General features: G+C 57.0%; 30 protein-coding genes and 1 pseudogene. 23 read left to right on the top strand and 8 right to left on the bottom strand.

Translation table 11 applies throughout. The features are described 5' to 3' along the window. Positions 1 to 22: 22 nt before the first annotated feature. The 6 genes and pseudogenes from GSQ86_RS15570 (at position 23) to GSQ86_RS23570 (ending at position 3,974) form a co-directional block, all read left to right on the top strand. Positions 23 to 436: a DUF3365 domain-containing protein gene (locus GSQ86_RS15570; RefSeq protein ID WP_158750875.1), complete on the top strand. Its 414-nt coding sequence runs from the start codon at positions 23 to 25 to the stop codon at positions 434 to 436. Next, positions 390 to 554, top strand: a pseudogene (locus GSQ86_RS23985) (DUF3365 domain-containing protein); the annotation flags it as partial. The gene GSQ86_RS15570 and the pseudogene GSQ86_RS23985, both read left to right, overlap by 47 nt. Before the next feature lie 60 nt (positions 555 to 614). Then, positions 615 to 896 carry a HAMP domain-containing protein gene (locus GSQ86_RS15565; protein ID WP_216841181.1) on the top strand — a complete coding sequence of 94 codons (282 nt, stop codon included), beginning with the start codon at positions 615 to 617 and terminating at the stop codon, positions 894 to 896. A 78-nt stretch (positions 897 to 974) separates the two neighbouring features. Beyond that, entirely contained in the window at positions 975 to 1,307 is a 333-nt protein-coding gene (locus tag GSQ86_RS15560) for a PadR family transcriptional regulator (protein ID WP_158750873.1), read from the top strand. Positions 1,308 to 1,317: 10 nt separating this feature from the next. Beyond that, entirely contained in the window at positions 1,318 to 2,628 is a 1,311-nt protein-coding gene (locus GSQ86_RS23575; RefSeq protein ID WP_254062424.1) for an ABC transporter permease, read from the top strand. Further along, on the top strand, positions 2,619 to 3,974 hold the full coding sequence (locus GSQ86_RS23570; RefSeq protein WP_254062423.1) for an ABC transporter permease: 1,356 nt from the start codon (positions 2,619 to 2,621) through the stop codon (positions 3,972 to 3,974). Before GSQ86_RS23575 ends, GSQ86_RS23570 begins: the two co-directional genes overlap by 10 nt. A gap of 13 nt (positions 3,975 to 3,987) precedes the next feature. Here the strand turns inward: GSQ86_RS23570 and GSQ86_RS15550 are convergent, their stop codons facing one another. Further along, a complete protein-coding gene (locus GSQ86_RS15550) occupies positions 3,988 to 5,427 on the bottom strand; it encodes a serine hydrolase (RefSeq protein WP_158750872.1) in 1,440 nt (479 codons plus the stop codon). 25 nt (positions 5,428 to 5,452) lie between these two features. Here GSQ86_RS15550 and GSQ86_RS15545 point away from each other — a divergent pair, with 25 nt between their 5' ends. Further along, a complete protein-coding gene (locus GSQ86_RS15545) occupies positions 5,453 to 6,406 on the top strand; it encodes a LysR family transcriptional regulator (protein ID WP_158750871.1) in 954 nt (317 codons plus the stop codon). Positions 6,407 to 6,415: 9 nt separating this feature from the next. Here the strand turns inward: GSQ86_RS15545 and GSQ86_RS15540 are convergent, their stop codons facing one another. Beyond that, positions 6,416 to 7,534: a serine/threonine-protein kinase gene (locus tag GSQ86_RS15540; protein ID WP_158750870.1), complete on the bottom strand. Its 1,119-nt coding sequence runs from the start codon at positions 7,532 to 7,534 to the stop codon at positions 6,416 to 6,418. A gap of 97 nt (positions 7,535 to 7,631) precedes the next feature. Here GSQ86_RS15540 and GSQ86_RS15535 point away from each other — a divergent pair, with 97 nt between their 5' ends. Together GSQ86_RS15535 and GSQ86_RS15530 are read left to right on the top strand one after the other, a co-directional pair. Next, positions 7,632 to 8,627 carry a hypothetical protein gene (locus tag GSQ86_RS15535; RefSeq protein ID WP_254062422.1) on the top strand — a complete coding sequence of 332 codons (996 nt, stop codon included), beginning with the start codon at positions 7,632 to 7,634 and terminating at the stop codon, positions 8,625 to 8,627. A gap of 86 nt (positions 8,628 to 8,713) precedes the next feature. Beyond that, the gene (locus GSQ86_RS15530; RefSeq protein ID WP_158750869.1) at positions 8,714 to 10,039 is read left to right on the top strand and encodes a sorbosone dehydrogenase family protein; all 1,326 of its coding nucleotides are present in this window, start codon (positions 8,714 to 8,716) and stop codon (positions 10,037 to 10,039) included. Positions 10,040 to 10,112: 73 nt separating this feature from the next. Here GSQ86_RS15530 and GSQ86_RS15525 read toward each other — a convergent pair whose 3' ends face one another. Beyond that, complete coding sequence (locus GSQ86_RS15525) at positions 10,113 to 11,075, bottom strand: M23 family metallopeptidase (protein ID WP_158750868.1); 963 nt, start codon at positions 11,073 to 11,075, stop codon at positions 10,113 to 10,115. Between the two features lie 230 nt (positions 11,076 to 11,305). On the opposite strand from GSQ86_RS15525, the gene thiL reads away from it, so the two are divergent. From thiL to GSQ86_RS15510, 3 genes are all read left to right on the top strand, one after another. Next, entirely contained in the window at positions 11,306 to 12,370 is a 1,065-nt protein-coding gene (gene thiL, locus GSQ86_RS15520; protein ID WP_158750867.1) for a thiamine-phosphate kinase, read from the top strand. 69 nt (positions 12,371 to 12,439) lie between these two features. After that, positions 12,440 to 13,945 (top strand): glutamate--tRNA ligase, encoded by a 1,506-nt coding sequence (gene gltX / locus GSQ86_RS15515; RefSeq protein ID WP_158750866.1) that lies wholly within the window; start codon positions 12,440 to 12,442, stop codon positions 13,943 to 13,945. Beyond that, positions 13,942 to 14,496: a hypothetical protein gene (locus tag GSQ86_RS15510; RefSeq protein ID WP_158750865.1), complete on the top strand. Its 555-nt coding sequence runs from the start codon at positions 13,942 to 13,944 to the stop codon at positions 14,494 to 14,496. Before gltX ends, GSQ86_RS15510 begins: the two co-directional genes overlap by 4 nt. Here GSQ86_RS15510 and GSQ86_RS15505 read toward each other — a convergent pair. Next, complete coding sequence (locus GSQ86_RS15505) at positions 14,493 to 14,762, bottom strand: BrnA antitoxin family protein (RefSeq protein ID WP_158750864.1); 270 nt, start codon at positions 14,760 to 14,762, stop codon at positions 14,493 to 14,495. The two genes, GSQ86_RS15510 and GSQ86_RS15505, sit on opposite strands and share 4 nt — an antisense overlap. Positions 14,763 to 14,809: 47 nt before the next feature. Continuing rightward, positions 14,810 to 15,385: a 16S rRNA (guanine(966)-N(2))-methyltransferase RsmD gene (gene rsmD, locus GSQ86_RS15500; protein ID WP_158750863.1), complete on the bottom strand. Its 576-nt coding sequence runs from the start codon at positions 15,383 to 15,385 to the stop codon at positions 14,810 to 14,812. A gap of 117 nt (positions 15,386 to 15,502) precedes the next feature. On the opposite strand from rsmD, the gene GSQ86_RS15495 reads away from it, so the two are divergent. Continuing rightward, on the top strand, positions 15,503 to 16,639 hold the full coding sequence (locus tag GSQ86_RS15495) for a CBS domain-containing protein (RefSeq protein WP_158750862.1): 1,137 nt from the start codon (positions 15,503 to 15,505) through the stop codon (positions 16,637 to 16,639). Further along, positions 16,640 to 17,545, top strand: coding sequence for a 16S rRNA (cytidine(1402)-2'-O)-methyltransferase (rsmI, locus tag GSQ86_RS15490; RefSeq protein WP_371720663.1), 906 nt, complete (start codon positions 16,640 to 16,642; stop codon positions 17,543 to 17,545). It begins immediately after the preceding gene. A 7-nt stretch (positions 17,546 to 17,552) separates the two neighbouring features. Here rsmI and GSQ86_RS15485 read toward each other — a convergent pair whose 3' ends face one another. Beyond that, entirely contained in the window at positions 17,553 to 18,161 is a 609-nt protein-coding gene (locus GSQ86_RS15485) for a hypothetical protein (protein WP_158750861.1), read from the bottom strand. A gap of 5 nt (positions 18,162 to 18,166) precedes the next feature. Next, on the bottom strand, positions 18,167 to 18,622 hold the full coding sequence (locus GSQ86_RS15480; protein ID WP_158750860.1) for a hypothetical protein: 456 nt from the start codon (positions 18,620 to 18,622) through the stop codon (positions 18,167 to 18,169). 94 nt (positions 18,623 to 18,716) lie between these two features. Here GSQ86_RS15480 and GSQ86_RS15475 point away from each other — a divergent pair, with 94 nt between their 5' ends. From GSQ86_RS15475 to GSQ86_RS15455, 5 genes are all read left to right on the top strand, one after another. After that, positions 18,717 to 19,673 carry a PLP-dependent cysteine synthase family protein gene (locus tag GSQ86_RS15475; RefSeq protein WP_158750859.1) on the top strand — a complete coding sequence of 319 codons (957 nt, stop codon included), beginning with the start codon at positions 18,717 to 18,719 and terminating at the stop codon, positions 19,671 to 19,673. Continuing rightward, the gene (locus GSQ86_RS15470) at positions 19,666 to 20,118 is read left to right on the top strand and encodes a Mov34/MPN/PAD-1 family protein (RefSeq protein WP_158750858.1); all 453 of its coding nucleotides are present in this window, start codon (positions 19,666 to 19,668) and stop codon (positions 20,116 to 20,118) included. Before GSQ86_RS15475 ends, GSQ86_RS15470 begins: the two co-directional genes overlap by 8 nt. 84 nt (positions 20,119 to 20,202) lie before the next feature. After that, positions 20,203 to 20,481, top strand: coding sequence for a ubiquitin-like small modifier protein 1 (locus GSQ86_RS15465; protein ID WP_158750857.1), 279 nt, complete (start codon positions 20,203 to 20,205; stop codon positions 20,479 to 20,481). Positions 20,482 to 20,640: 159 nt separating this feature from the next. Further along, positions 20,641 to 21,822 (top strand): molybdopterin-synthase adenylyltransferase MoeB, encoded by a 1,182-nt coding sequence (gene moeB, locus GSQ86_RS15460; RefSeq protein ID WP_158750856.1) that lies wholly within the window; start codon positions 20,641 to 20,643, stop codon positions 21,820 to 21,822. Positions 21,823 to 22,099: 277 nt separating this feature from the next. Then, entirely contained in the window at positions 22,100 to 23,140 is a 1,041-nt protein-coding gene (locus tag GSQ86_RS15455) for a PIN/TRAM domain-containing protein (protein WP_158750855.1), read from the top strand. 147 nt (positions 23,141 to 23,287) lie between these two features. On the opposite strand, the gene GSQ86_RS15450 is transcribed toward GSQ86_RS15455, so the two are convergent. Next, a complete protein-coding gene (locus GSQ86_RS15450; protein ID WP_158750854.1) occupies positions 23,288 to 23,614 on the bottom strand; it encodes a hypothetical protein in 327 nt (108 codons plus the stop codon). 153 nt (positions 23,615 to 23,767) lie between these two features. Here GSQ86_RS15450 and GSQ86_RS15445 point away from each other — a divergent pair, with 153 nt between their 5' ends. From GSQ86_RS15445 to GSQ86_RS15430, 4 genes are all read left to right on the top strand, one after another. Further along, positions 23,768 to 24,673 carry a fatty acid desaturase gene (locus GSQ86_RS15445; protein ID WP_158750853.1) on the top strand — a complete coding sequence of 302 codons (906 nt, stop codon included), beginning with the start codon at positions 23,768 to 23,770 and terminating at the stop codon, positions 24,671 to 24,673. 132 nt (positions 24,674 to 24,805) lie between these two features. Continuing rightward, positions 24,806 to 25,003, top strand: coding sequence for a hypothetical protein (locus tag GSQ86_RS15440; RefSeq protein ID WP_158750852.1), 198 nt, complete (start codon positions 24,806 to 24,808; stop codon positions 25,001 to 25,003). Positions 25,004 to 25,056: 53 nt separating this feature from the next. Then, positions 25,057 to 26,172 (top strand): NAD(P)/FAD-dependent oxidoreductase, encoded by a 1,116-nt coding sequence (locus GSQ86_RS15435; RefSeq protein WP_216841197.1) that lies wholly within the window; start codon positions 25,057 to 25,059, stop codon positions 26,170 to 26,172. 49 nt (positions 26,173 to 26,221) lie between these two features. Then, complete coding sequence (locus GSQ86_RS15430; RefSeq protein ID WP_158750851.1) at positions 26,222 to 26,407, top strand: hypothetical protein; 186 nt, start codon at positions 26,222 to 26,224, stop codon at positions 26,405 to 26,407. Positions 26,408 to 26,424 lie beyond the last annotated feature (17 nt).

Here is a 26,424-nt window from a genome sequence, read left to right as displayed (position 1 = left end):
AATGCGCTGGACGGGACTCAGCATGAAACTCCTTGCAAAATTTAATCTTCTTCTCATTTTGGTCTTCGGCCTCGGCCTCGTTTTGATCGCATTCAACGCACGCAGCTTTCTGATGGACGATGCGAAAAAAGCCGTCCTCAGCCAGGCCGAGCTGATGGCAGCCAGCTCGAAGGCTACGCGCGATTACACTGAAGAAGAGATCGGTCCACTTCTGGAAAAGACGCCGCAGCACGCGGATGTTTTTCTGCCGCAGACGATTCCCTTTTACGCGGCGACGGTAACATTCAACCGTCTGCGCAAGGATTTCCCCGACTACACCTACAAGGAAGCCACGCTGAACCCAACGAACCTTGTCGACCGCGCCGAAGACTGGCAGGCCGACATCGTGAATTATTTCCGCAACCATCCGGGGGAAACGCAGCTGGTGGCGAACTGAGGGTCCTGTCGGACGCACGCTTTATCTTGCCCGCCCCATTGTTGCCGAGCCTGGCTGCCTGAGCTGTCACAGCCTTCCCAGTCTTGCGCCTGCGGCGCTTGTCCAACGTTACGGTACGCAGAATGGATTCGGCTGGAAGCCCAATGAGACAGTGGCCGCGCAGATCATCGCCGTGCCTATGTCAGTTCCGATCAAGATTGCCAATGAAGGTTTTCGAAATCTCCTCATCACGCTGGGAACAATCTTCTTTGCAGCCATTGTTCTGATCGACATTGGCATGTATTTCATCGTGATTCAACCGCTGCGCAAGGTGAGCGCCTCCGCTGATCTCATTAGTACCGGAGATATCGATCAGCCGCCGTTACTTGTGAGGGGTCGAGATGAAATAGCGCAGGTCACCACATCGTTCAACCGCATGCACACGAGCCTGAAGAAAGCGATGGAGATGCTGAACGACTAAAGGCGACGGCTTTACTCCTATTGACAATCTATACGAGAAGGGCACAATCTCATATAGACAAACGATAGGAAGAAGCGAGTGAGTCCAAAACAAACGAATCTTCTGCAAGGCACGCTCGATCTGCTCATCCTGAAAGCGCTTGGACCGGGAGAGTTGCACGGCCTCGGCATCTCGCGGCGCATCGAGCAGATCACGCATGGAACATTTCTCGTCAAGCCGGGGTCTCTGTTTCCAGCGCTTCATCGCATGGAAGAAGCGGGCTGGCTGAATTCCTTCTGGGGTGAATCAGAAAACAACCGTCGCGCAAAATTTTACCGGCTCACAAAATCGGGCAAAGGGCAGCTTGAAGTTGAAACCGAAGAGTGGACCCGAGTCGCCATTGCGATGGCCAAAGCATTAAAAGCAACCTAGGGGGCAAGCGATGCAAATCTGGTCCCGCACGAAAAGCGCTCTGCGCAATATCTTCCATAGACAACGGGTCAACGACCAACTCGACGATGAACTCCACGCCTATGTGGACTTGCTGACAGAGGAAAAGATTGCGGCCGGAGCGTCTGCCGTTGAAGCTCGTCGCGCCGCGCTGATTGAAGCGGGCGGTATTGAGCAACTAAAACAATCGGTGCGTGACCAGCGCGCCGGAGCGGGGCTTGAGCTTTTCTGGCGGGACGCGCGATTCGCCATGCGCCAGTTCTGGCGCTATCCCGGCTTCAGCGTGACAGTCGTGCTTACGCTGGCATTATCCATCGGCGCAAACACGGCGATCTTCTCATTAGTCAACGCGCTCATGCTCAAGAGCCTGCCTTATGCGCATCCCGAGCGCATGGGCACGATCTATACGCGCATCACCGGCGCCACCACATCCGATGAGCGGCACCACGTAAATGGCGAACAATTTGAACTGCTCCGCGACAATGTACCTTCGCTGATATCCGCAGTATCCGGCATACGACCTTCCGGCGTAAACCTGAAGGCAGGCACGCATGTGCAATACGTGCGCGCGGGTCGCATCTCCCAGCATTACCTAGACGTGTTGAATCTTCACCCCATTCTTGGGCGCAATTTTTCGGAGGCAGAAGACCGTCCACACGGACCAAAGACAGCCATTCTCAGTTATGGATTGTGGCACAGCACCTTCAGTTCGAATCCCAGGATTCTCGGCCAGGCCATTCTGCTGAAGAGCGAACCCTATACCGTCATCGGCGTGTTGCCTGAAGACGCGATGCTTCCTGTGAGCGCCGATCTATATACGGCGATCCAGCCCACTCGTGATGGCGAAGGCTCAGGAACAAACTTCGACGCCATCACGCGGCTGCGCGACGGCGCCACCTGGCAGCAGGCCGATGCCGAAATCAATCGCGCGTGGTCTCTTCGCACTGGTCGCTATGAACTCGAAGATAATCCCGGCGCGCAGGTTTCGTACTATTCCGTGCCGCTGCAAAAAGGCGAGACGGCCACGCTGCGCCCTCAGGTTTTAGCGCTGATGATAGCGGCGGGATTCATCCTGCTCATCGCCTGCGCCAATCTTGCCGGGCTCACCCTCGTGCGCATGTTGCGACGCACATCGGAAGTGGCTACACGGCTCGCACTCGGAGCTTCGCGCTGGCAGATTCAAAGACAGCTCTGGATCGAGAATCTTCTGCTTGCATTCATCGGAGGAGCGGCAGGTATTGCTACAGGCTTCTTCGCGTTGCGCGGATTGCTCTGCTTCTCCCAGAACACTTCTTGCCCGTAGCTGCCGTGCCGCTCGATCTCCGCGTGCTCGCATTTACCTTTTTCCTCTCTCTGTTCACCAGCGTTCTTTTTGGCATGCTGCCCGCGCTCACCATGCGGAAATTCGATTTGCGGACTGCCATCGCCAGCCGCTCGGCAACTGGCAGCGATCGTCTTGGATTGCGGCAGGCGCTTATCGTCTGCGAAATGGCTCTCACCGTTGTGCTGCTGGCCGCTTCCGGCCTGCTCATCCGCACTCTCATTCATCTGCAGACCCTGCCGCCTGGCTTTAACCCCACCGGCGTAATGACTGCGAGAGTATCTCTCGATGATGTCCGCTATCACGATGCAGCGGCTTTTCAAAAGCTACTGCGCGAAAGCATCGATGCCATGCGTCAGATCCCTGGCGTGCAACAAGCTGCGGTCGGCCTGAGCCTGCCCTACGAGCGCTCCCTCATCATGGGAGGAATCAGCATCGAAGACGGTAACGAAACAGGTCAGAAAGCAATGGCGGATGAGGTGTATGTCACTGCGGATTACTTCGCCACACTACAGATTCCGGTCCTCTCCGGCCGCGCCTTCACCGAAGCGGATGGCCCGCACAAGCAGGCTGTAACCATCGTCAACAGGACATTTGCTCGCAAATTTTTCCATGGAGCGAATCCTGTAGGCCGCCACGTGTTCGTAGACACCCTGATCGTCGGCGTCGTCGAAGATGTGGCCATGGCGCCAGGAATCGATCCCACCGCGCCCATCATGAACGAAGCGACGATGTACATTCCCGCCGCGCAGGTGGAAAACAGACAGCTATCAGTGGTTCACGTCTGGTTCCAGCCCAGTTGGATTGTGCGTACCGCAGCTCCCGTGGAGGGATTGACTGCGCAAATGCAGCGCGCGCTTGCCAGCGTCGATCCTAACTTACCCTTTTCCGGTTTCTACAGCATGCACGATCTTCTGCAGAAAACATTGGCCACGCAGCGCGTCGAAGTAGCGCTGCTCAGTGCTATGGCGGTGCTGGCTTTACTGCTGAGCGCCGTCGGAATCTTCGCTCTCATCGCAAATATCGTCGCGCAGAAGACACGCGAGATCGGTATCCGCATCGCTCTGGGTTCCACAATGCAACAAGCCATGGTCCACACCGGCGCTCCTGGGTTACGAGCCTCCGCATTCGGGCTCGTCCTGGGATTGCTCCTGTGCGCAGGAGCACTGCGAGCCATGCACAGCGTCCTCTATGGTGTTGGAGTCTACGACGCGACCACAATACTCACAGTCATCGCGGCACTCTCAGCCGTAGCACTTATTGCCACGGTGCTGCCAACCATACGTATCGCCGGAATCGATCCTGCCACCACATTGCGCGAGGAATGAAAGCTGAAGAAGTTCAGTTCGCTGGAGAAGATTGCTGAAGCTTTTCGTGCGGCAGAGTGGATGCGATGAAATTCACCATGTCGGAGGCCATACGGGGATCGCGGTTCGCAAGCGCCACAAGCACATAGCCGCTCTGTGGCAGGACATGCAGTTCGCCATTGATTCCCTGGGCTCCGCCGCCATGTCCATAGGCTCCATCTCCCAGGACATAAAACCCCATGCCATAATCCGGATGCACAGCATCCCCTGTCGTCGCTGCCTTGAGAAGCGTCGGATTCAATAGCTTTCCTTCCTGCAGCGCTTCCGCGAACAACTGAAGGTCCTGCACCGTCGAGTAGCCTCCACCAGCCGATGTTCCACTCCACGGCATCATGGCGGTGTTCGCCGTGAGGCCATTCGGTCCATGCATGTAGCCAATGGCGCGACCCTCAACGTGATCCGACTCTGGCCGCGAATCTGTATGCTGCATGCCTGCCGGGACGAAGATATGCTCTCGAACATATTTCTCGTACGGCTCGCCACTCACAAGCTCGATGATGCGGCCGAGCAGGATGAAACCATAGTTGGAATACTCCATACGGGTTCCCGGCTCGAAGCGCACCGGCCGATCGCCGAAGAGCGTTACATAATCCGCAAGCGTCCGGGTCTCCATGCGATGCGCCTCATATTCCGGAGTGAAGATATCTCCAGTGCCGCCGGTGTGGCTCAGCAGTTCGCGGATCGTCACACGCGACGCAACATCCTTGTTGGGATAGTCGGGCCAGTAACTTGCGATCGGCTTGTCGAGAGCGAGCTTACCCTGACCTACAAGCTGCAAGATCGCGACCGACGTGAACATCTTATTCATCGATCCAATACAGAACTGCGTATCTGTCGTATTTTTTATCTGCCTTGTGGTATCAGCCATGCCCCAGGCTTGATCGAGAATCACGTTACCGTGGTGCGCGATCAGTATCGCTCCTGAGAAAGCGTCGTCTCCCTGCATCTGCGCTACATGTTCCTGGACCTTCTTCGCCAGATCCTCATCACTCGAAGCCCTGTCAGCTGCATCCTCCGGCGACGGAACCGGATGACCCGAGATACGCGCGATTGTGGGAGGATGGGTCGTCGCCAGATCTAGAGTGGATTCCGAATAAACTCCCCTCCGCTCTTTCATCAGCACCACCAGATGCGATCCGGTATCTTCGACCACTTTGAAGATCGTCATCCCTCCGGTCATCTCCCGCAGTCTCAGATCATTGGTCGAGTGATCGCCGGTCGCATTTCCTCCATAGGTTTGCCAGAATTCCGACACCTTAGCAACATCATTGGAGTTGAACGCGTCTAGCCATTGCTTAAAAACCTGCAGGGCAGGGCTGTCAGACGGGGGTGCGGCGCAGAAAGCAACAGCAGGCAGAAGAAGGAGCAGAATGGCGATGTGTTTGAGCATGATGCTGGTATAGCTGAATCCCATCACATTCGTGAAATGGATATTGTTTATGTGCAATATTTACTACGTGAATATTAATGGGCTCGATCTAAACCTTTTGCTCGCATTCGAGTCGCTGGTGGACGAGCGGCATGTGGGTCGCGCGGCCAAGCGAATCGGTCTGAGCCAGCCGGCATTCAGCAATGCGCTTGCGCGGCTGCGCACCCGTCTTGAAGATCCTTTATTCATACGCACCTCGCAAGGCATGATCCCAACTCCGCGAGCCGAGCAACTCGCAGGTCCTATCCGCTCAGCACTCGCACAGCTCCGGAAGACCTTTGAAGCGCCACAGACGTTTGACCCCTCAGCCAGCGCGCAGCGCTTCCGCATCGGCATGAGCGACGATGTGGAGTTGCATCTTGTTTCGCTTTTTGCCCGCTCCATGCTCTCAGGCGAACTGCAAATGCAGACCCGCCGTCTCGACTGGCTTTTCACCGTACCCGAAAGCGATCTCCGCAACGGAACCCTCGACCTTGCCATCGGCTATTTTCCTGATGCTCGATATCTTTCGTCGAGCTTCATCATGGAGACGCTTTCCGAAGAAAACAATGTCGTGATCGCACGACGCGGACATGCCATGTGGAAACGCAAACTCACGTTGCAGAGATTTACACGACTCGATCATGCAGCGGTGATCTACCGCAACCAACCCTGGGGACTCATCGACAATGAGCTCGCCGCAAGAGGACTTCGTCGCCGTCTCAGGCTCGCACTCCCGCATTGCCTCTCGGTACTGCACGCTGTGGCGTCGAGCGATCTTGTGGCATGCATTCAGGAATCCGTCGTAAAAAGCTTTGGCAAAGGCCTCAACCTGCTCTCCTGTCCCGAGCCGCTAGGGCTTCCTCCTTTTGCCTTGCGCATGGTCTGGCATCGTCAGCGAAATGACGATCCCGCACAGATCTGGCTCAGGAAACTCATCACCAGGGAACTTGGTTTAAAGGCCGCGTCGAAATCACTTTCGTAGCTATGCGGCCTAATGACGCTTCGATTGCAGAAACTTCTGCCTGTCTTTTTCCGATGAGATGTGCGTCGCGGCTTCTTTATAAAGCTGGTCGATGTCTGTACACTTCGGCGCCAGCTTGCGTACTACAACCTTGGCGATGGGACCTATATAAACAGCCAGCTTTCTGCTTATGTCGTCGAGAGGAAATTGCGCAACCTGGCTGGGCGTCTGCATTGGCTGGCTGCCGCTTCCCTTGCGTTGGGGTGAGGGTGCGCTGCTTCCTGGGATATGCAGTGGTGTTGTTTCGACTGAGTACGCATCCTGCAAGCCTGTTCCGGAAATGGCGTTGAGCGCAGTGAGAAACTCCTGCGCCGTAGCGAACCTTTCTTCCGGAGCTTTCTCGAGCGACTTCATCAGCGCATCGGAGAGCCGCTCGGGCAACTGCCTGTTCCGAGTCATCGGGGGCGCCGGGCGGTCGTTCAGGTGCGAGCGCATGATCTCCATGTTGCTGTTGCCGTTGACCGGGAGATAACCGGTCAGTACCTCGTAGAGAGTTACGCCTACGGAATAAATATCCGATCGACGTGTCGCCTTGTCTCCCGTGATCTGCTCCGGCGACATGTAGTTCACCGAGCCCACCATGAAGCCGGGAGCGGTCAGCTCCGCTGCGTGTTCGCCGATGGCGACGCCAAAGTCCACCAGCTTCACATGGTTCTCACGGGTGAGCATGATGTTCGATGGCTTAATATCCCGATGCACCACGCCGCGAGTATGGGCATAGTCCAGGGCGGAAAGAATCTGTCCCGAGTACTGCAGAATTTCCGCTATCGGCATGCGCATACGCGCAGCTTTGGCGCGCAGCGTCTCGCCGTCGATCAACTCCATGATCATGATGAGCTGGCCATCGAAGTAAAAAGCATTATGCAGCGCAGCAATATGCGGATGGTTCAGAGCGCCTAACAATTGGATTTCGCGGCGAAAGCGCTCGCCCATTTCTTCCGTGGCAATCTGGCCGGGCAGCAGAATCTTCATGGCTTCGCTGCGCTGCGAAATCATATGACGCACTTCGTAAACCTGTCCCAGCCCGCCTGCCCCAAGCGCCCGTATTACTTCGTAATCACCAACCCGCTGCCCTGTCTCAAACGCCATAGATGTCACGACCATTCTGCTTGAAGGGAAGGCCGCCAGCAATGCCTCTCTACGATTTCCCATGAGATGATGGAGGGGTTCGCCCAAGGAGCGCTACTTGAGAATACGCCGACGCACCAGGATCACGATTGCGGTTGTCGTGGTCATTCTGCTGATGTTGGCGGCGGCGTTTTATCTACGCGTGAAGGCCCCGCCAGAGGCGGCGCGCCTGCTGCCGGAATCGGACGGCATCGTCTATCTCAACCTTTTGCCGCTGCGAAAGGTTTCGCACTTCGATCAGCATCCGGTCGCGCACGATCCTGACTACCAGAGTTTTATTGACGCTACAGGCATCCAGTTTGAACGCGACCTGGATGCCGTTGCCTTCGCTCTGCATCGCATGCCGAACCCGGCAGGCCCCAACGGCCCCGTCGCATTTTCCGAAGTCTTTGAAGGCCACTTCGACGGGCGCAAGCTGACACATTACCTCGAAGGACTTGCAACCGTACAGGAAAGCTACGCCGGCCACACCATCTACAGCATTCCCAGCGATGGGCGAACGGTGCGCGTGACGATACTCGGCTATGACATGGTTGCAGTCAGTAATACGCCTAGCGCCGAGCAGATACACTCCATTCTCGACCGATACCGCTCCGCTGCGCTGCCGTTCTCCGGTTCCAGCCTGCTGACCGATCACTATGAAGAGGTGCCGCTACTGTCGCTCGCCTGGGGCATCGGTGAAATCGGCCTGCCCTTCGGAGACAGCGGAGAGGTCAGCGTGATGGGCATCCGGCTGCCGGTCAACTTCGACTCCATGTTTATTGCCTCCGTGCGATGGACCGGATCATTGCATCTGCGCGTGGATGAGATTGCGCAGACGGAAGAGGCAGCCGCGTCGTCGGCTGAATCAGTAAAAGCGCTGGTGAGCTTCGTGCGCAATGCCCAGGGACTCATTCCCGGCGTAACCGACGCGGATTTGAAGCCACTTCTCGACAGCATTCAGATCGAGCACCGGAAGGACCGCGCCACCCTGCGTGCCACCATTCCTCCGCAATTGCTGGAGCGCCTTGTCGTTCCCGGAAAACTGCCGTCCCCTGTCACCGGCAAACAATAATTTGCGTCTATGATGGCTCTTAGCGACATCTGAGTGGTTAGACCACTGCCATAAACGCAGCGAAATACCCTGGAGGACTGGTAGTTATGAGTAGACGATTTCCATATGTTGCAGCCGTTGCCGCAACATTCGCCGTCGGCGTTCTGGCCGTTCCCGCATGGCACGCCGACGGGCAGCAATCCGGAACGGTCATCACCGGCAAGGCGGCATTTACTGACTACACACAGGAAAAACCCGGCGTACGCCGCAAGATTACGGTAGCCGATCTGCCTGAGCCATATGCGACCAAGGGCGTCGATAACGGTGCCCCCATGGTGAAGCGTTCCGATGGCGCATGGCCGCAGGCTCCTGCCGGTTTTAAAGTATCCCTCTATGCTGACGGATTGAATCAGCCGCGCCTGATCCGCAAGGCTCCCAATGGCGATCTCTTCGTGGCCGTGAGTTACAGCAACGAAATTCTCGTTTTCCGGGGCATCGGGTCCGATGGTAAATACAAGCAGATGGAGAAGTTCGCTGATGGCCTGAGTCAGCCCTTCGGCATCGCGCTTTATCCTGCCGGGCCGAATCCCAAGTGGGTTTATGTCGGCAATACCGATTCGGTCGTGCGCTTTCCCTATAAAAGTGGCGACCTGAAGGCAAGTGGTCCGGCAGAAAAGCTCGCCGATCTTCCGGGCGGCGGCAAGCTGCGCGGTGGCGGTCACTGGACGCGCGATATTGTCTTCTCCAAGGACGGCACCAAGATGTTCGTCTCCGTCGGATCGCACTCGAATGTCGACGATGCCGACACCCACCCTGAAGAATTTCATCGTGCCGATGTCCTCGAATTCACGCCCGAAGGCAAGTTCGTGAAGATTTACGCCTCCGGTATTCGTAACTGCGTAGGCGAGGCCATTAATCCCACGACCGGACAGCTCTGGTGCTCCACCAATGAGCGCGATATGCTCGGCGACAACCTTGTCCCCGATTACATTACCCACGTCGAAGAAGGTGGCTTCTATGGGTGGCCCTGGTGGTATATGGGCGGACATCAGGATCCGCGTCACGCCGGCAAGCATCCGGAGCTGCAGTCCAAGGTCATTACACCCGACGTGCTGCTGCAACCACACTTCGCCTCGCTCGAATTGACCTTCTACGAGGGCTCGCAATTTCCTTCGGAATACAAGGGCGACGGGTTCGCTGCCGAGCACGGCTCATGGAACAAGTCGAATCGCGCCGGTTATGAAGTGATTCGCGTGCCGATGCATGATGGAAAAGCCACGGGAGAGTACGAAGATTTCCTGACAGGCTTCACCACGGCAGATGGCCACGTCTGGGGCCGACCGGTGGGTGTGGCTGTCGGCGACGATGGTTCGCTCTTCGTCACCGATGACGGATCAGGCTCGATCTGGCACGTTACCTACACAGGAAAATAGCTGCTGAGATAGCGAGGTTTCCAAAATCAAAAGGCCGCCAGTCTGGCGGCCTTTTGATTGATGCCTGTATTGCCTAGCGAGTCCCGATCAGAGGAGCGGCATCGGTGGTCGCAGCCATTTGCTGCATGGTTTCACGCAGATACTTATGTGGATTGACTGGCGTGTTCCGGATGCGAACCTCATAATGAAGGTGCGGTCCCGTGCTGCGCCCCGTCGTGCCAACATAGCCGATGATTTGGCCGCGGGTTACCTGCTGGCCATCCGTCACAGCAAAGCCGGAAAGGTGCCCGTAAAGAGTCTTCACGCCATAGCCGTGGTCGATGACTACTTCGCGGCCATAACCGGTAGCCAAACCAGCCGTTTCAATCGTGCCATCTGCCGTAGCCCGTACAGCTTCACCAAAATGCGAGGAAATGTCGACTCCCGCGTGGAAAGCGCCTTCACCATTGAACGGGTCTTCACGCTCGCCAAACGAGCTCGTTACAGGACCCACGACCGGCCAGAGCGATGGGGCATTCGCCAGGTTCGGAAGATCGGTAAGTCCTCCAAAAGGATGGCGTGTGCCGAGATTCAGAGATTGGTAGAACTGGCCTGAAAGCGCAGTCCGGCGCAGGCTTGTAAGCTGATCAAGAGATTGGACATACGCCTGTTGGCTGAAGCTATCGGAATTATCGGCAATCGCCGGTGCGGCGGTTCCGGCAGATTTCGCGGTGAGCTTGTTCTGGCGCAATCCGTAAAGCGCCGTTACTTCATTGGCCAGCGAACCGAGAGACGCAGCCTGTACTTCTTTTTCGTGCGCTACCTGTTCCATGTGCGCGTAATCTTTGCGAAGGGCTTCGCGCTGGGAGCGAACCTGGTTGAAGCTCGCTGTTTTCAGCAACATGCGTGAATAAGAACCGGCCATTCCGGTAATGGTAAAGGCACCTACTACAGCCGCCGCCACAAAGATGTAGGCATAGTGTAAGGGAACTGGGATCTTCCTGAGCCGTCCATCTTCTTCCCGGGCAACGAAAATAATGTAATAGCGTTTACGCAAATCTCTTTCCCTCGCAGAGGGGACCCCAGATAAGACACTTAGTCCCATGATTTAGTTGCTACTGCTCTCAGGTGAGACAACGATTCCAGCAGCTTATGGGTTTCTTTGAAACTAACAGGGTTGTTCTCGTCGGGTCAACCAAAGTTCACCCAATGACATCTCTGTTTTCCCATTTGGAAACTCCATAGTCATCAGGCCAAATTTGTGATTGTCGAGGTATTCTTTACAGCGTGCCCCGGAAAAAGCAATCGCCTCGGTCCAGTGGCGAACGCGCGCTCATTGCCGCCATCCGCAAACGCACCCCACAGCGGACGGCAAGCCTGCGCCTTGGCATTGGCGACGATTGTGCTCTATTGCGGCCTCCGGCAGGGCATGAAATTGCCGTAACCACCGATTTTTCGCTCGAACAGGTGCATTTTCGCCGCGATTGGCATACGCCTGAATCAGCTGGACACCGCTGCCTTGCCCGTGGGCTCAGCGATCTGGCTGCGATGGGAGCACGGCCGATGGCAGCATTTCTCTCAATCGCCGTTCCCGCCGAGCTGACCATCGCAGAGCCGGGGTCAAGCTGGGTAGAGCGCTTTCTCGATGGACTGCTGGCACTGGCAGACCAGCATCGCATTCCGCTGGCAGGTGGCGACACCGCCCAATCGCCTCTTTTTGACGAATCCGGCTCGAAGCAGACGGGCATGGTCTCCGCGGATATTGTTCTACTTGGCTCGGTCCCTCGCAAACGAGCTCTTCTACGCTCCGGCGCGAGACCCGGCGATATTCTCTACGTCACGGGAGCTCTGGGCGGCGCCGAGGCAGAATTACTCGCGCTGGGGCGCAATCCACAGGCTTTCCGCAAACTCACAAAAGCCGCTCCGGGACATCCACATCTATATCCTGAGCCGCGCCTTGCCGTAGGAGCCAGATTGCCGGGCCTGAAGGCAACTGCGGCCATCGATGTAAGCGACGGGCTTTCCACCGATCTCGCACATTTGTGCGAGGAATCGAATCTGGCCGCCGAAGTTGACGCTGCCATCGTTCCTGTTCATCCCCTCGCCCGAAAGGCCGAACAAGACGGCTGGATTCCATCCGCTCTTCATCTCGCCCTCCACGGCGGCGAGGATTACGAACTGCTCTTCACCGCTCCTCCAAGCGTTAAGGTGCCCGGGAAAATTGCTGGTGTTCCCATTCACTTGATCGGTGGCATGAAGCAGCATCGCAAGGGCAGACCGTGGATGGAAATCACAAGCAGGGACGGGTCGCATACCTCGCTCGATGCCAGTGGCTGGGAGCATTTTCGCTAGAGCCATCCTCGAGCCTTCCGCATACCTGAAAGCCCACGCAGGTTGAATCTTGATACCCTCAAATTAACTATGAATACGAACAAAACGCGCGTTCGCTTCGCGCCTTCGCCGACGGGATTGCTGCACGTGGGCAACGCCCGCACGGCGCTTTACAACTGGCTGGTGGCCCGTCACACGGGCGGAAAATACATTCTTCGCATCGAAGACACAGACGTCGAACGCAGCAAAGAAGAGCACGAATCGCAATTGATCGAAGACCTGCACTGGCTTGGCCTCGACGGGGATGAAGGTCCGGAGATTGGCGGCCCGCATGCCCCATACCGGCAGTCAGAGCGGCTTGGCATTTATCACGAGCACACCGAGAAGCTTCTGAGCGAAGGCAAGGCCTACCGCTGCTTCTGCACGGCAGAGGAACTCGAAGCTGAGCGGCAGAAGGCCATCGCCGAGCATCGCCCGCAGATCTACTCGGGCACATGTCGCGCGATTACGAAAGCCGACTCGGATACTCGCGCCGCATCCGGCAAATTGTTCGCCGTGCGCCTGCGCATTCCTGACAGACCGCTGCGCTTCCACGATATTGTCCGTGGTGATGTGGAGTTTTCGAGCGAAACAGTCAGCGATCCCATCCTTGTGCGCTCAAGCGGCGTGCCTGTCTACAACTATGTTGTGACAGTCGACGATGCGCTGATGGAAATCACGCATGTGATCCGCGGCGATGACCATATTTCAAATACGCCGAAACAGGTGGCAATCTACGAAGCCTTCGGCTGGTCGGTACCGCAGTTCGCGCATCTCTCAACCATTCTAGGCAGCGATCGCGAGCGGCTTTCGAAGCGCCACGGCGCGACCTCCATCGCCAGCTTCCGCGAGATGGGCATTCTGCCGGAAGCGCTGGTGAATTACCTGGCGCTGCTTGGCTGGGGAGCGAAAGATGGAACCAGCGAGACCTTTACCCCGCCGGAGCTGATCGCAGAGTTTGAGATCGAGCGCGTGACCGCATCGCCTGCTATCTTCGACTTCGACAAGCTGCACTGGCTCAATCGGCATTATCTGAAACTGGCCGATCCGGCACGAATCATGGATCTCGCATGGCCTTATTTCGAGAAGGCGGGACTGCTGCCTGCCCGCAGCCCCGGCGACGCTGCGATCAGAAGCTGGTTTGGCAAACTGATCGCGCTATTTCTGCCCTCAGTAGACCGCCTGGAACAACTCCCGGAAAAAACACACTTCATTTTTCGCTTCGATGCAATCCTCGCTGCAGCAAACGAGGAGAATGCAACGATCCTGCGATCGGAAGCAGCCCAGAAAGTGCTCGCCGCCTTCGCGGATCGCATTCGTGCATGGGAAGACCCGATGACTCCGGAACAATTCAAGCTCTGGATGAACGAGATCAAAGCTGAAACCGGGGCCAAAGGTAAAGACCTCTTTCATCCGGTACGCATCGCGCTCACCGGAGCGCACTCAGGCCCCGAGTTCGATAAGCTGATCCCGATCTTTGAAGAGGGCAGCCGTTTATCGCTTCCAGAGCATGTGTTAAGCGTGCGCGAACGCGTCGAGCAGTTTGTCTCTGCATGAGAACGACGGATCTCACCTTTCCGCATAGCTGGTCAGCGGAGGCGTTGGAAAGGCGTCCGCTAATCGCTCCCGCGAGGCAGTTCGTCTATCCAAAAGAAGCAGAAGAGGTAGAACGCGGCGCGATGGAGTTGCTGGTCAAGCCTGCGCAGGGTGATGCGTTTCTTGCGACCTGTGCGCTGGGCTTCGCTGATCCCGCCGCCCCGACCGGCATATGGAGCTGTCCGCATCCTGACTGGCTGTGCGCGGTTTCGGGCGGCTATGCCTATCTCGTCGACACGCTTGAGCCGCAGCGATGGAGCATGACTCCCTACCGCCCTGTCCTCCAGGTCCGAGCATTACGCGAGCAACAGTTACTGTTGTTTGTTGGGCATCACTCGATCCTTGCGTGGGGACGCGAAGGACAGGCATGGCAGAGCGAGCGTCTCTCCTGGGAAGGCATTGAAATCACAAGCATCACCAGCAGCACGCTCACCGGCACCGGATGGGACTTAATGACAGATAAGGATGTAGCCTTCGCCATTGACTTGAGAACCGGCGAGCGACAATCTTAAGCCGTTTTCTTTTTGCGTATCGCCGACTTCAATGTCTGATCAATACGCGTCTGCCAGCCCGGCCCTTTTGATTTGAAGTAGTCCAATACTTCTGGCGAGAGCCGCAGCGATACAAGCTGCTTGGTCGGTGTTTTCTGCGGACCCCGCTGTCCCGGACCACGCGTGATGATGGCCGAATCCCAGTAAGCATTCACCGCCGCTTCATCGTTAGGATCGTAAGGCCCATCCTCAGGATCATAAGGAATAGGAGCATCCGAGTCGTACATCTTCTTCACACGCTCCCAATCAATCACGAATTTAATTGTAGCTACATTTAAATCGGCGCATCAATAATGTTTCTATAAAAACTGAGCACAGCATCGCCCTGCTCAATCACCCGATAGCGATGCAAACCGCCATAGTCTTCTTCAAGCAGCTGCTTACGATGATGCTCTGCGATGACGACCGCATCCTCGACAAGCAAAGAACTGTATTCACCGCCGAGCAGCTGCAGCACGAGCGCGTATTCTTCGGCCGCCTTATAAGGCGGATCGAGAAAGACAATATCGAAATGCTGGCCTTGCTCCTTGAGACGTTTCACCGAAGCGGCAGCGCTGCGGGTTTCCATCTGCCATCCATCGCGAATTCCCAGCGCACTGAGATTCCCGCGAATGACTTTGATTGCCGGTTCCGCTTTTTCGACAAAGACTACCGCAGCAGCGCCGCGGCTCAGCGCTTCGATTCCATTCGCACCCGAACCCGCATACAAATCGAGAAACGTAGCGCCTTCGATACGCGGCGCAAGTACGTTGAAGAGCGTTTCGCGCAGACGGTCGGTGGTGGGGCGAGTATCAAGCCCGCGCGGAGCGACCAGTACCCGTGACCGAAATTTTCCCGCGATAACACGCATCGATTCCGATACTAACGGATCGTGAATATCTGCTTGTCTGGCATCGAAAGAGCTGTCGCCTCGCGGCCAGCATACAATGACAGAAGCAAGCTTTAAGGAACGAGGACGAACGAGCAAATGCGCGGCTGGTCATTTCCCCTGGGTCGCTGGATGGGCGTAGATTTACGCATCCATACCTTCTTCCTGCTCCTATTCGGCCTCTGTCTGCTCGCCACCAACCTTGCGAACATCTCGTCGTGGCGGGCCATCATGCTATGGCTCATTCTTCTGCTGGCCGTTGTCGTACGTGAAGTTGCGCGCGTGATCGTAGCCGCCTACCACGGCATACAGCTGCGCAGCATTCTGCTTCTTCCCATTGGCGGCCTCTTCTCATATGCCAATCCTGAAAGCGCCGAGCGCGCCAGCCAGGGCGGCATACAGACATCGATGGCCGTCGTCGGTCCACTCGCTAATTTCGGTTTTGCCATTGCCATCGGCGCATTGATCGCCGGCGCGGCGCCGCAAGTGGCGCTCTTCGCCAAGCCCTGGGTCACGCCCACGCACCTTATGCGCTCGACCGTCTGGCTGAATGTCATTCTCGGCGTTTTGAATCTGATCCCCGCCTATCCCCTCGATGCCGGCCGCATGCTGCGCGGCGGCTTCACGCGGACACGTGGTGCAGCACAGGCAACACGCGCTGCATCGGGACTCGGCCAGATCCTCGGCCTCGTCGGCGTGCTCGGCGGCATTGCGCTCCTCTTCGTCCCCAACTCCGGGCTGGGAAGCAGCCTGAGCCCATGGCTCATCATGGCCGGTTTCTTCATCTTTATCGGCGCACAGCTTGAAGATCAGGGATTGATGTTCCAGTCAGTGGTCGACACGGTCACGATGCGCGACGTGATGCTCACCGACTTCTCAACTCTTTCGCCTTCAGACACTCTCGAAGATGCGCTCTACAAAGCCATTCACAGCCTGCAGGACGAGTTCCCTGTCGTACGCGGCGCGAACCTTGTCGGTATCGTCTCGCGCCAGGGCATTCTGGAAGCGCTGCGCAGCGAGGGCAACGGCTATGTGCAGGGCGTGATGTCACGCACGTTCCAAGTGGCGCAACCCGGCGATTCGCTTGGCCTGATGATCCGCCGCATGGCAGGCGGCCGCATGTCGCTTATTCCCGTAACGGAGGGCGAGCGCATCATCGGCATCGTGACCTTGCAGAACCTGATGCACAGCATGGGCATGCTGGCTGAGCACCGCAGGCTCAAACGCGAGAATTAAATGCCGATGGACGATGATGATTCTCGCTTTGAAGAATCAGAAAAACAGCTGCTTGCTCCCGGCCTCTATCTTGTCGGCACTCCCATCGGCAATCTCGGAGACATTACTCTTCGCGCTCTCCATGTGCTGCGCGATGCAGACCGCATCGCCTGCGAAGACACTCGACAGACGCAGAAGCTGCTGAACCACTTCGGCATCACAACGCCCACCATCAGCTGCCACGAGCACAACGAAACCGGACGCATCCCGGAATTTTTAGCCGCCATGCAGCAGGGCTCGCGCATCGCCATCGTCTCCGACGCAGGCATGCCCGGCATCTCCGATCCCGGAATGCGAATCGCTGCTGCTGCCATTGATGCAGGAATCGCCGTATACCCTATTCCGGGCGCAAACGCGGCATTGAGCGCACTGGTCGCATCGGGGCTGAACACAGAGCATTTTGCCTACGAGGGATTTCTGCCGGCAAAGGCCGGAGCGCGTCGGGCAGCACTCGAAGAGCTGGCGACGAAATCTGAAGAGGGTGTCACCCTCATTTTTTACGAGGCACCGCATCGCATTCTCGAAACGCTGGGCGACGTGCAGGCAGTCTGGGGCGAGGCATGCCGTGTTGTGGTGGCGCGCGAACTGACAAAGCTACACGAGGAATTCCTGCGCGGCAGCGTTGCCGAGGTTGCCGCCAATCTCAGCCAGCGCGACCGCGTTCGCGGCGAAATAACGCTGCTGGTCGAGGCTCATACGTTGTCGAAAGATGACCTCTCCGCCGGCAGCATCACCGATCGGATCGCCGAATTGCAAAAGTCAGAAAATGTTGATGAAAAAGATGCGCTCAAACGCATCGCTCGCGAGCGTGGCCTTTCGAAGAGCGATGTGTACCGGGAGCTCCAGCGTGAGCGCGCAAAACGCTAATTCCGAATCAAAATGGTTTAGCGCCTGAAGTGATGGCAGGCTGCCCGGATCGCTGGGCCCAACGATCACCCTGCTTTTCCAGATAAACCCACTCGCCCTGGCTGCACAAACTGCCGCACCAGTTGAGCATGTAAACCAGTGCCGCATTCCGGTGCGAGTTGAAGTAAACGTCGCTGAAGTAGGTGATTCCACCGCATGCAGCATTTCCGCTGCTGCTGGCAGACACAGAGGTACGCGACGCGCGGAAGGCAGCGGCTTCCTGCGGCGAAAGCAATTTGTAGGAAGCGCCGATCTGATCCGCGTGCGTCAAAGTTTGACGCTGATATTTGCGGGCGTAATAATCCGCCAGCGCTTCCTGAAATGGTTTGGGATCGTAGCTCGGAGGCTTGAGCTGCGCATCGGGAGCGATCGGCGGACTCATGTCGTCAATGTTGATCGTGGTATCCGCAATCGCCCAGCACTGCCCCTGGCGCTGGCCGAGAGCCTGAAAGACAGGCCCGTGCATCAACGCGGAATAAACGGATGAGATATCGTCTTGTTTCGTGGCAGGATGCGACTGAGAGGAGAGAAATCCGGCGAGCAAAAAGGGGATCAGGATGGCTCGCCAGATTCTCATAGATGTCAGTGAGCGTCAGCGTTGTCCCATGGAGCGGGCGACCGCAGGATGGGCTTGGTATCGCGCCCTTTCAGGCGGTCGTAAAAATAATCGTCGCTGGTGGTGCCGATCGATTCGTTATAGAGACTGGGCTGACCCGCAATCTCCTTCAACTCCTCATTGAAGCGATGAATCGCCTTGAGGTGATCGGCCGTCGCTGCAATTTCCAGGCTCTTTGTTTTCAACATCTTCTGGTAGCCACGATCCAGGAGGTGGGCGATCTGTCCGCCGAGCACAAAACCCGGACCGGCTACCACTGCCAAACCCTTCCCCTCGCTGCCACGCACCACGATGGCACCGCAGCCATATTTCTCAATGCGATATTGCCCTGCGACCCCGGGCACCTCTTTTACATCAAATTGAAAGCTGCGAAGTTTGGGGACGATTTCATCGAAGGTAAGCTGCTTTGTTTTTCTGAGCATGGCGGTAAAGACGTGGCAGAGGATAAACTTACAGTAAGCTGCCGCGTACCTTCACTCTCGCACATTTTGACGGCTGGCTGCAATGCATTCGCTTATGGCAACTGACTCATTATTGACCCGGTCGCTGGGCACGACACTTTTCGATCGCATCGGCAATACCCCCTTGCTGCGTCTGGAGCGCGTTGCCGCTCACCTTCCGGGAATCCAGATTCTGGGCAAGGCTGAATGGGTGAACCCCGGCGGATCAGTGAAGGATCGCGCTGCTTCCTCCATCGTGACGACAGCCATGGAGCAGGGCAGGCTCGGTAAGGGCCAGCATCTGCTTGACGCCACCAGTGGCAACACCGGCATCGCCTACGCCATGCTGGGTGCGGCTTTGGGCTTTCCGGTCACGCTCTGCGTACCAGCCAATGTCTCGCCTGAGCGCAAGAAGATTCTCGGCGCCTATGGCGCAAACGTCATCTGGACCGACCCGAATGACGGCTCCGACGGAGCTATCCGCAAGGCACGCGCCCTGGCCGCCAGCGAGCCCGAAAAGTTTTACTACGCCGACCAGTACGGGAATGACGCCAACTGGCAGGCGCACTATAACGGCACTGCCAACGAAATCTGGCGGCAGACCGAAGGTCAGCTCACGCATTTCGTCGCTGGCCTCGGCACCAGCGGGACATTTATCGGCACCACGCGCCGCCTGAAAGAGCTGAACCCGCAGATTCAGTGCATTTCCATGCAGCCCGACTCGCCATTTAACGGCCTCGAAGGTCTGAAACACATGGCGACCGCGATTGTGCCGAAGATTTATGACGCCCATCTCGCCGACCGCGATATGGAGCTTGAAACCGAAGTCGCGTATCGTATGGCTAAGAGGCTTGCGCGAACCGAGGGGCTTTTGGTTGGCGTATCGGCGGCTGGAGCGGTAGCAGCCTGCCTGCGCATCGCAGAAGAAGAAGCCGCGGCAGGCCGTGAAGCTGTGATCGTGACCGTTCTGCCCGATTCGGCAGACAAATATTTAAGTGAACGCTTCTGGGAGGAAGACGAGACCAATGCTTAAGCTCAGCGAATCCGTTTACAACGCACTGCGGGAACATGGCGAAGAGACCTATCCGCATGAATGTTGTGGCGTGCTGCTGGGCTGCTCCCATGATGGTGTGAATGAAGTCGAAGATGCTGTGCGTGCGGGAAACACACGCACCGACTCCGCTCATAACCGCTATCACATCGCTCCGCAGGAGCTGGTAAAGATTCAGCGGCAGGCGCGTGAGCGCGGATTGGATATTGTAGGCTTCTATCACTCGCATCCGGACCATCCGGCGCAGTGGTCGAAGACCGATTTTGCTGAAGCGCACTGGCTTGGCTGCTCCTATGTCATTACGGCAGTCGAAAAGGGCGTAGCGCAGCAGACGAATTCGTTCCTGCTAACGGGAACGACGGAAGAAGACAAATCCTTTGAGGACGAAACGATTCAGGTGGAGGAACTGGTAGCCGGGCGATGTTGACCGCCGGTTTGCCAGTCATTCATAGACGGGCCTGAGCCTGACTATCCCCGAACCATCGAATCGTATTGCGAAAGGATTTCTGCCATGAAGATTTTCATCCCTACTCCGTTGCGCGCTTATGTCGATAAGCAGGACGCCGTGCAAGTGAATGCTCAAACTGTGGGTCAGGCCCTGGATGCATTGACAGTCCAACATCCTGATCTGAAGAAGCATCTTTACTCCGACGAAGGCAAGCTGCGCGCGTTTGTGAACGTCTACCTGAACGACGAAGACGTGCGCTACCTTCCCGAAAAAGAAGCTACCACGGTAACCGAGGCAGATTCGCTCTCGATCATTCCGTCCATTGCCGGCGGGTGGGACTAGCCGTCGAGGCATACGCGCCTTTGGCGCCAATTTAAGGGTAGAAGCACCGGGCTTTAGCCCGGTGAATAGCAGGGTAAACGAGGGCCTTTAGGCCCGGGCCTGATGCAAAAAAACAGATCGTTCGCTCCGCTCAGGATGACAGAATTTTGGAGAATTTAGATGCCAGCTCTTACTGAAGAAACCGCGGCCCTGCCACAACTTGATAACGCCGAAATCGCCCGCTACTCACGGCACCTGATCCTGCCCGAAGTTGGCCTCGAAGGCCAGCAGAAGCTCAAAGCCGCAAAGGTTCTTTGCGTCGGCACCGGCGGCCTTGGCGCGCCGCTCACCTATTATCTGGCCGCAGCGGGAATCGGCACACTCGGCCTCGTCGACTTCGACGTGGTGGACGAGAGCAACCTGCAGCGCCAGATCATCCACAGTACCAATGATGTGGGCCGCCCCAAGATCGACTCTGCCGCAGAAAAGCTGAAGGCTTTGAATCCGTATGTCAATATCGTGAAGCACGAGACGATGCTCACCAGCGCCAACGCGCTTGAGATCATCAAGGACTATGACATCGTCGCCGACGGCACCGACAACTTCCCCACGCGCTATCTCGTCAACGACGCCTGCGTGCTCAGCGGCAACAAGCCCAATGCCTATGCTTCGATCTTCCGCTTCGAAGGTCAGGCCAGCGTCTTCGCCACCGAAGACGGCCCCTGCTATCGCTGCCTCTACCCTGAGCCGCCACCGCCCGGACTCGTTCCCTCCTGCGCTGAAGGCGGCGTACTCGGAATCTTGCCCGGCCTTCTGGGCGTCGTGCAGGCGACCGAGGTCATCAAGCTGATTCTTGGCAAGGGCGATTCGCTCGTCGGACGCCTGTTGCTCGTCGATTCACTGAACATGAAGTTCCGCGAGCTGAAGCTGCGCAAGAATCCTGACTGCCCGGTATGCGGCACGCATCCCACGGTCACCAAATTGATCGACTACCAGCAGTTCTGTGGTATCTTCCCCGAAGAGAAGCCAGCAGCTATGCAAAATGGAATTCCGCAAATTACGCCTGTTGAATTGAAGCGCCGCCTCGATGCCGGCGAAGATGTCTTCGTCCTCGACGTGCGTGAGCCGCACGAATACCAGATCGTGAATATCGGCGCGCCTCTCATTCCGCTCGGCGATCTGCCCAACCGCCTCAATGAGCTCGATCCCAATCGCGAGATCGTCATCCACTGCAAGACCGGCGGACGCAGCCAGCGCGCTGCCGAGTTCCTGCAGAAGAGCGGCTTCAAGAATGTAGCCAATCTCGCAGGCGGAATCACCGGCTGGGCCACCGACGTCGATCCGAAACTTCCGAAATACTAGGTCGTTTCTCTCGTCATAAATCACCGTCATTCTGAGACACGAAGTGGCGAAGAGTCTCAAATCAATCTGGTTGAGATTCTTCGCCTTCGGCTCAGAATGACGTTTTCTTTTTACGGTCTTTCCAGAGACACGATAAGCGATTTCATCTGGAGCAAATCAGTCTTTGCCCGACGGGCACTGCCGTGCGTATACTCCCGTGATGCCAGGCAGAGCTTCTTTTTTTCATATCCAAAACCCCGCCTGACAGATCGTTTTTTCATGGAGGCTCCGCTTCTTTATGGACCTCGTTTTGATACGCATTCTTTTTGTTCTTGTTTTTGCCGCCGTCTGTTATTTCTTTCGCCTCTTTAACTTTCCTGCATGGCTCTCGGCTGTTACCGGAGCCGGCGGGGCTGCGCTGGTCATCGTCTTCGAACAGCGTGTGCGCGCACTGAGCCTGAAGCGCTTGATCGGCGCCGTCATCGGCAGCATCCTTGGCATCTTCGGAGCTTTCCTCTTCAGCCTGGTGCTGGCCAACAGCCTGCCGCCGGGCAGTACACGCAGCATGGTGCAGATCTTCGTTCTGCTGCTCATGTCTTACGTGGGCCTCGTCGTAGGCACCAGTAAAGGTGAGCTGCTCAACCTCTCGGCGCTGGGCGATCTCTTCAGCAGCGAGCGTCAGGTGAAGCGCAATGTCAAAATACTCGACACCAGCGCCATCATCGACGGACGCATCGCCGACATGGCCGACACCGGCTTCCTAGACGGCACGCTCGTCATTCCCGAATTTGTGCTGCGCGAGTTGCAAATGGTGGCAGATTCGTCCGACGGCTCGAAACGCCAGCGTGGACGCCGCGGCCTCGACGTGCTGCAGCGCATGCAGGCGAATTCGCTGCTCAACGTACACATCACCGAAGAAGATTTCGCTCACATCCGCGAAGTCGATCTCAAGCTCATTGAGCTGGCCAAGCAGCTCGACGCAAAAATCGTCACCAACGACTTCAACCTGAATAAAGTCGCGCATCTGCATCATGTGCCGGTACTGAACATCAATGATTTAGCCAACGCGCTCAAACCGGTCGTATTACCGGGCGAGAAGATGAACATCGCCATCCTCAAAGAAGGCAAGGAATACAACCAGGGTGTTGGCTATCTCGATGACGGAACCATGGTCGTCGTCGATCACGCCCGTCGCATGATCGGCCGTTCGGTCGAGATCAGCGTGACCTCCGTGCTTCAGACCGCGTCCGGCAAGATGATCTTCGGCAGACTGGACGAAGCACCGCCAAAGCCCGAAACGATACGCATGACTGCGGAAATCCGTGAAGTTTCCAGCTAGAACATTCTTCTGTAGTCATAAAACCGCAGTCATTCTGACGACCGAAGGGAGGGCCTGTCCTGAGCGAAGTCGAGGGAAAGAATTTCAAGCCAAGTTGGCTTGAGATTCTTCGCCTTCGTCTCAGAATGACGACTTGCTCTTCGTCTATTAATGCTTCTCGATCGGTGTAATGGAAGTAATCTGAATCGTGTCGTTCGCCATCTGGCCGGTCACGCGAACATTTTCCGCGGCAAACTTCGACGCTTTGGACTGGGGCTCCAGTGGATACACATGATTCCCCATCCAGAGACCATACTTTGATCCCTGCTTCACGCAGCGTCGCACACAGGCGCGATCTGGAGTCATCGAAGAGGTACGCTGGCAATTCGTGCCGCAGTGCGTGTCGGTCACAAATCCCTCCCACGCGCCTGGGCTCTCCGCATACCCGGAACAGCAAAAAATAGTAAGCAAAAGCGCCGCGAAGACAGTTTTCATTGCCAAACTCCTGTTCGGCTGACAAGGTATCACACTCTCTATCCTCACTATTGACAGCACTTACGCGCTCCCGCCTCGTTTTCACTCAGAAATTACTGAAGTCTTACAAATCACGAGACTTGTACGGTCTATCGTCATACCTGAGACAAAACCATGCCAGTATTGATTGAAGACGCAGCACAAACCGATACCGCCACACTCGAATCCGACGCAGAACTCTATCTGCAGAAGCCTTCCGAAAAGTTCAACTGGGTCTTCGGGATCTGGATTGCTATTTTTCACATCGGCGCCATTGCGGCCCTCTTCTTTTTCAGCTGGTCGGCGCTGCTCGTTACGTCGGTGCTATGGGTATTGGGGCAGAACGTGGGTATCGCTATGAGCTACCACCGCCAGCTGACCCATCGCGGGTTCACCACCCCCAAATGGGTGGAATATTTCATGGCCATCTGCGGCACCCTGTCCCTTCAGGGCGGCCCGCTTTACTGGGTGGCCGTCCATCGCCTGCATCATCAGCTCACCGACAAGCCGGGCGACCCGCATTCCCCCCGCGATGGCGGCTGGTGGTCGCACATCGGCTGGATTCTCTACGGTTCGCTGCATAACGATGACCCGGTCCTGCTTGGCCGCTATGCGCCTGACCTTGCACGCCAGGGCTTTTACCGCTGGCTCAGCAAGTATCATTGGCTGCCCATCACCCTCGTTGGCATCGCCCTCTTCGCTGTCGGCGGATGGTCATGGTTGCTGTGGGGAGTCTTCCTGCGCGTAGCTCTCGGGCTGCACGTCACCTGGCTGGTCAATTCCGCAACGCATATGTGGGGCTCCAAGCGCTTCGCTACTCGCGATGACTCGCGCAACCTGTGGTGGGTGGCCCTGCTCTCCGGCGGCGAAGGATGGCACAACAACCATCACGCGCATCCGGTTTCTGCCAGCCATGGCATGGCCTGGTACGAGATCGACTTCAACTACTGGTGCATCCGCGCCCTTGGCTGGTTAGGCCTGGCAAAGAAGATCAAGGTGCAAGGCCCCGAAGGCGGCACGGCGCGCATACTTCACGGCTAAATTCATCTCGTAGAGCCCGTAATTCTGAGCGCAGCGAATCTCATTTCGCTGCGCTCAGCAGTTTCAGAATCCCGACGAGCCGGCAGTTTGTATTCCCCGCCTTACGCGATACTTTGATTCTTCGAGGTCATCATGCGCCGTTCTTCTCTGAGCCTGCTTCTCTGCTTTCTGCTGAGCCTCTCTTACTGCATACAGGCGCCATCTGCGCCCGAGCACGTCGCCATCGACGCGCATGCCCCGGGCAGCTATCAGGACGGTCTGATCGCGACAAAAAAGACCGCTAATTTTCAGCTGCCGCCCCACGGCCTCGCCGTCATTGAGGTGAAATAGGTCCGCCCGTGACATTCGATGCCATCATCCTCGGCGCTGGCGCAGCCGGACTCATGTGCGCTATCGAAGCAGGCAGGCGCGGTCGTCGCGTCGCTCTGCTTGAGCTTGCTGAGCGACCGGGGAAAAAGATCCTCATCTCCGGAGGCGGCCGCTGCAACTTCACCAACATCCACTGTCGTCCGGAAAATTTCCTATCCGCGAATCCGCACTTTGCCAAGTCAGCGCTCGCACGTTACACGCCGCAGGATTTCCTCGCGCTCGTCCACAAGCACGGCATCGCGTATCACGAGAAGACACTCGGTCAGCTCTTCTGCGACCAGTCCTCCCGCCAGATTCTCGACATGCTGCTCGCCGAGTGCAGGGATGCAAACGTCAGCATCTTTCTCGGAACACGTACCGAACGCATCGAGCGAGGCGAAAATTTCACCCTGCATGCAAGTAAAGGCGAATTCCACGCGCCTGCTCTGGTCGTTGCTACCGGGGGCCTTTCCATCCCAAAGATGGGAGCCACCGGCTTCGGTTATGACGTCGCCCGTCAGTTCGGAATCAAAATCGTTCCTACCCGCCCCGCGCTGGTTCCGTTCACGCTGTCGCCTCAGGACTGCACAAAGCTCTGCGATCTCGCTGGCCTCTCGGCAGAAGTCATCGCGACCATCGGGCGTCAGCGCTTCCGCGAAAAGATGCTCGTCACGCATCGCGGTTTGAGCGGTCCGGCAATCCTGCAAATCTCCTCGTACTGGACCGCCCCGCAAACTCTGACTCTCGATCTCGCACCGGAAAAACAGCTATTCACATCGCTCCTCGCCAGCCCCTCAGGACGAGACGCCGCAAGAGCCGCCTCACTGCTTCGAGAAGCCCTGCCGCAGCGTCTGGCCGACCGCATCATCTCTCTGGCTGAACCAAAATCGTGGACCAATCGAGCGATCGAAGAGTTGGAGCATCAGTTGCACAACTACCCCATCACTCCCGCAGGCACTGAGGGCTACGAGAAGGCCGAAGTCACCGCCGGCGGCATCGACACCGATGAGCTTTCCGCCAAAACAATGGAGTGCAAGCGCTTTCTGGGTCTCTTTTTCATCGGCGAAAGTGTGGACGTTACCGGCCATCTCGGCGGCTTCAACTTTCAATGGGCATGGGCTTCGGGGGCCGCTGCCGGGCGAGCACTTTGATTCGCACTGCACTCAGGCGATATGCTGGGAACGGCAAGATTTGGGGACGATGAAGCTGCTGGCGTACCTCACCGAATTATTTATAGATACATTTGGCATCACGCGGCCAAAACCCGAGCAGCGGCGAACGGCAAACCTGGTCATTGGAGGATTTCTTTTGACCTTTGCCATCGCCGTGATCGGAGTTATGAGCTTCCTCGTCTATCAAATCACCGCCGGAAATCACGCTAGATGATTCCGTAGCTGTCCTGA

The organism is Acidobacterium sp. S8, assembly GCF_009765985.1.
Lineage (GTDB): Bacteria > Acidobacteriota > Terriglobia > Terriglobales > Acidobacteriaceae > Alloacidobacterium.
This window is presented reverse-complemented; position numbering and strand designations above follow the sequence as displayed.

Excerpts from the sequence above, each read along its gene's own strand:
- GSQ86_RS15570 (WP_158750875.1), top strand. The coding sequence starts at position 23 with ATGAAACTCCTTGCAAAATTTAATCTTCTTCTCATTTTGGTCTTCGGC.
- GSQ86_RS15565 (WP_216841181.1), top strand. The coding sequence starts at position 615 with ATGTCAGTTCCGATCAAGATTGCCAATGAAGGTTTTCGAAATCTCCTC.
- GSQ86_RS23575 (WP_254062424.1), top strand. The coding sequence starts at position 1,318 with ATGCAAATCTGGTCCCGCACGAAAAGCGCTCTGCGCAATATCTTCCAT.
- GSQ86_RS15550 (WP_158750872.1), bottom strand. The coding sequence starts at position 5,427 with ATGGGATTCAGCTATACCAGCATCATGCTCAAACACATCGCCATTCTG.
- GSQ86_RS15545 (WP_158750871.1), top strand. The coding sequence starts at position 5,453 with ATGTGCAATATTTACTACGTGAATATTAATGGGCTCGATCTAAACCTT.
- GSQ86_RS15540 (WP_158750870.1), bottom strand. The coding sequence starts at position 7,534 with ATGGCGTTTGAGACAGGGCAGCGGGTTGGTGATTACGAAGTAATACGG.
- GSQ86_RS15530 (WP_158750869.1), top strand. The coding sequence starts at position 8,714 with ATGAGTAGACGATTTCCATATGTTGCAGCCGTTGCCGCAACATTCGCC.
- gltX (WP_158750866.1), top strand. The coding sequence starts at position 12,440 with ATGAATACGAACAAAACGCGCGTTCGCTTCGCGCCTTCGCCGACGGGA.
- GSQ86_RS15510 (WP_158750865.1), top strand. The coding sequence starts at position 13,942 with ATGAGAACGACGGATCTCACCTTTCCGCATAGCTGGTCAGCGGAGGCG.
- GSQ86_RS15505 (WP_158750864.1), bottom strand. The coding sequence starts at position 14,762 with ATGTACGACTCGGATGCTCCTATTCCTTATGATCCTGAGGATGGGCCT.
- rsmD (WP_158750863.1), bottom strand. The coding sequence starts at position 15,385 with ATGCGTGTTATCGCGGGAAAATTTCGGTCACGGGTACTGGTCGCTCCG.
- GSQ86_RS15495 (WP_158750862.1), top strand. The coding sequence starts at position 15,503 with ATGCGCGGCTGGTCATTTCCCCTGGGTCGCTGGATGGGCGTAGATTTA.
- rsmI (WP_371720663.1), top strand. The coding sequence starts at position 16,640 with ATGCCGATGGACGATGATGATTCTCGCTTTGAAGAATCAGAAAAACAG.
- GSQ86_RS15485 (WP_158750861.1), bottom strand. The coding sequence starts at position 18,161 with ATGAGAATCTGGCGAGCCATCCTGATCCCCTTTTTGCTCGCCGGATTT.
- GSQ86_RS15480 (WP_158750860.1), bottom strand. The coding sequence starts at position 18,622 with ATGCTCAGAAAAACAAAGCAGCTTACCTTCGATGAAATCGTCCCCAAA.
- GSQ86_RS15475 (WP_158750859.1), top strand. The coding sequence starts at position 18,717 with ATGGCAACTGACTCATTATTGACCCGGTCGCTGGGCACGACACTTTTC.
- GSQ86_RS15470 (WP_158750858.1), top strand. The coding sequence starts at position 19,666 with ATGCTTAAGCTCAGCGAATCCGTTTACAACGCACTGCGGGAACATGGC.
- GSQ86_RS15465 (WP_158750857.1), top strand. The coding sequence starts at position 20,203 with ATGAAGATTTTCATCCCTACTCCGTTGCGCGCTTATGTCGATAAGCAG.
- moeB (WP_158750856.1), top strand. The coding sequence starts at position 20,641 with ATGCCAGCTCTTACTGAAGAAACCGCGGCCCTGCCACAACTTGATAAC.
- GSQ86_RS15455 (WP_158750855.1), top strand. The coding sequence starts at position 22,100 with ATGGACCTCGTTTTGATACGCATTCTTTTTGTTCTTGTTTTTGCCGCC.
- GSQ86_RS15450 (WP_158750854.1), bottom strand. The coding sequence starts at position 23,614 with ATGAAAACTGTCTTCGCGGCGCTTTTGCTTACTATTTTTTGCTGTTCC.
- GSQ86_RS15445 (WP_158750853.1), top strand. The coding sequence starts at position 23,768 with ATGCCAGTATTGATTGAAGACGCAGCACAAACCGATACCGCCACACTC.
- GSQ86_RS15440 (WP_158750852.1), top strand. The coding sequence starts at position 24,806 with ATGCGCCGTTCTTCTCTGAGCCTGCTTCTCTGCTTTCTGCTGAGCCTC.
- GSQ86_RS15435 (WP_216841197.1), top strand. The coding sequence starts at position 25,057 with ATGTGCGCTATCGAAGCAGGCAGGCGCGGTCGTCGCGTCGCTCTGCTT.
- GSQ86_RS15430 (WP_158750851.1), top strand. The coding sequence starts at position 26,222 with ATGAAGCTGCTGGCGTACCTCACCGAATTATTTATAGATACATTTGGC.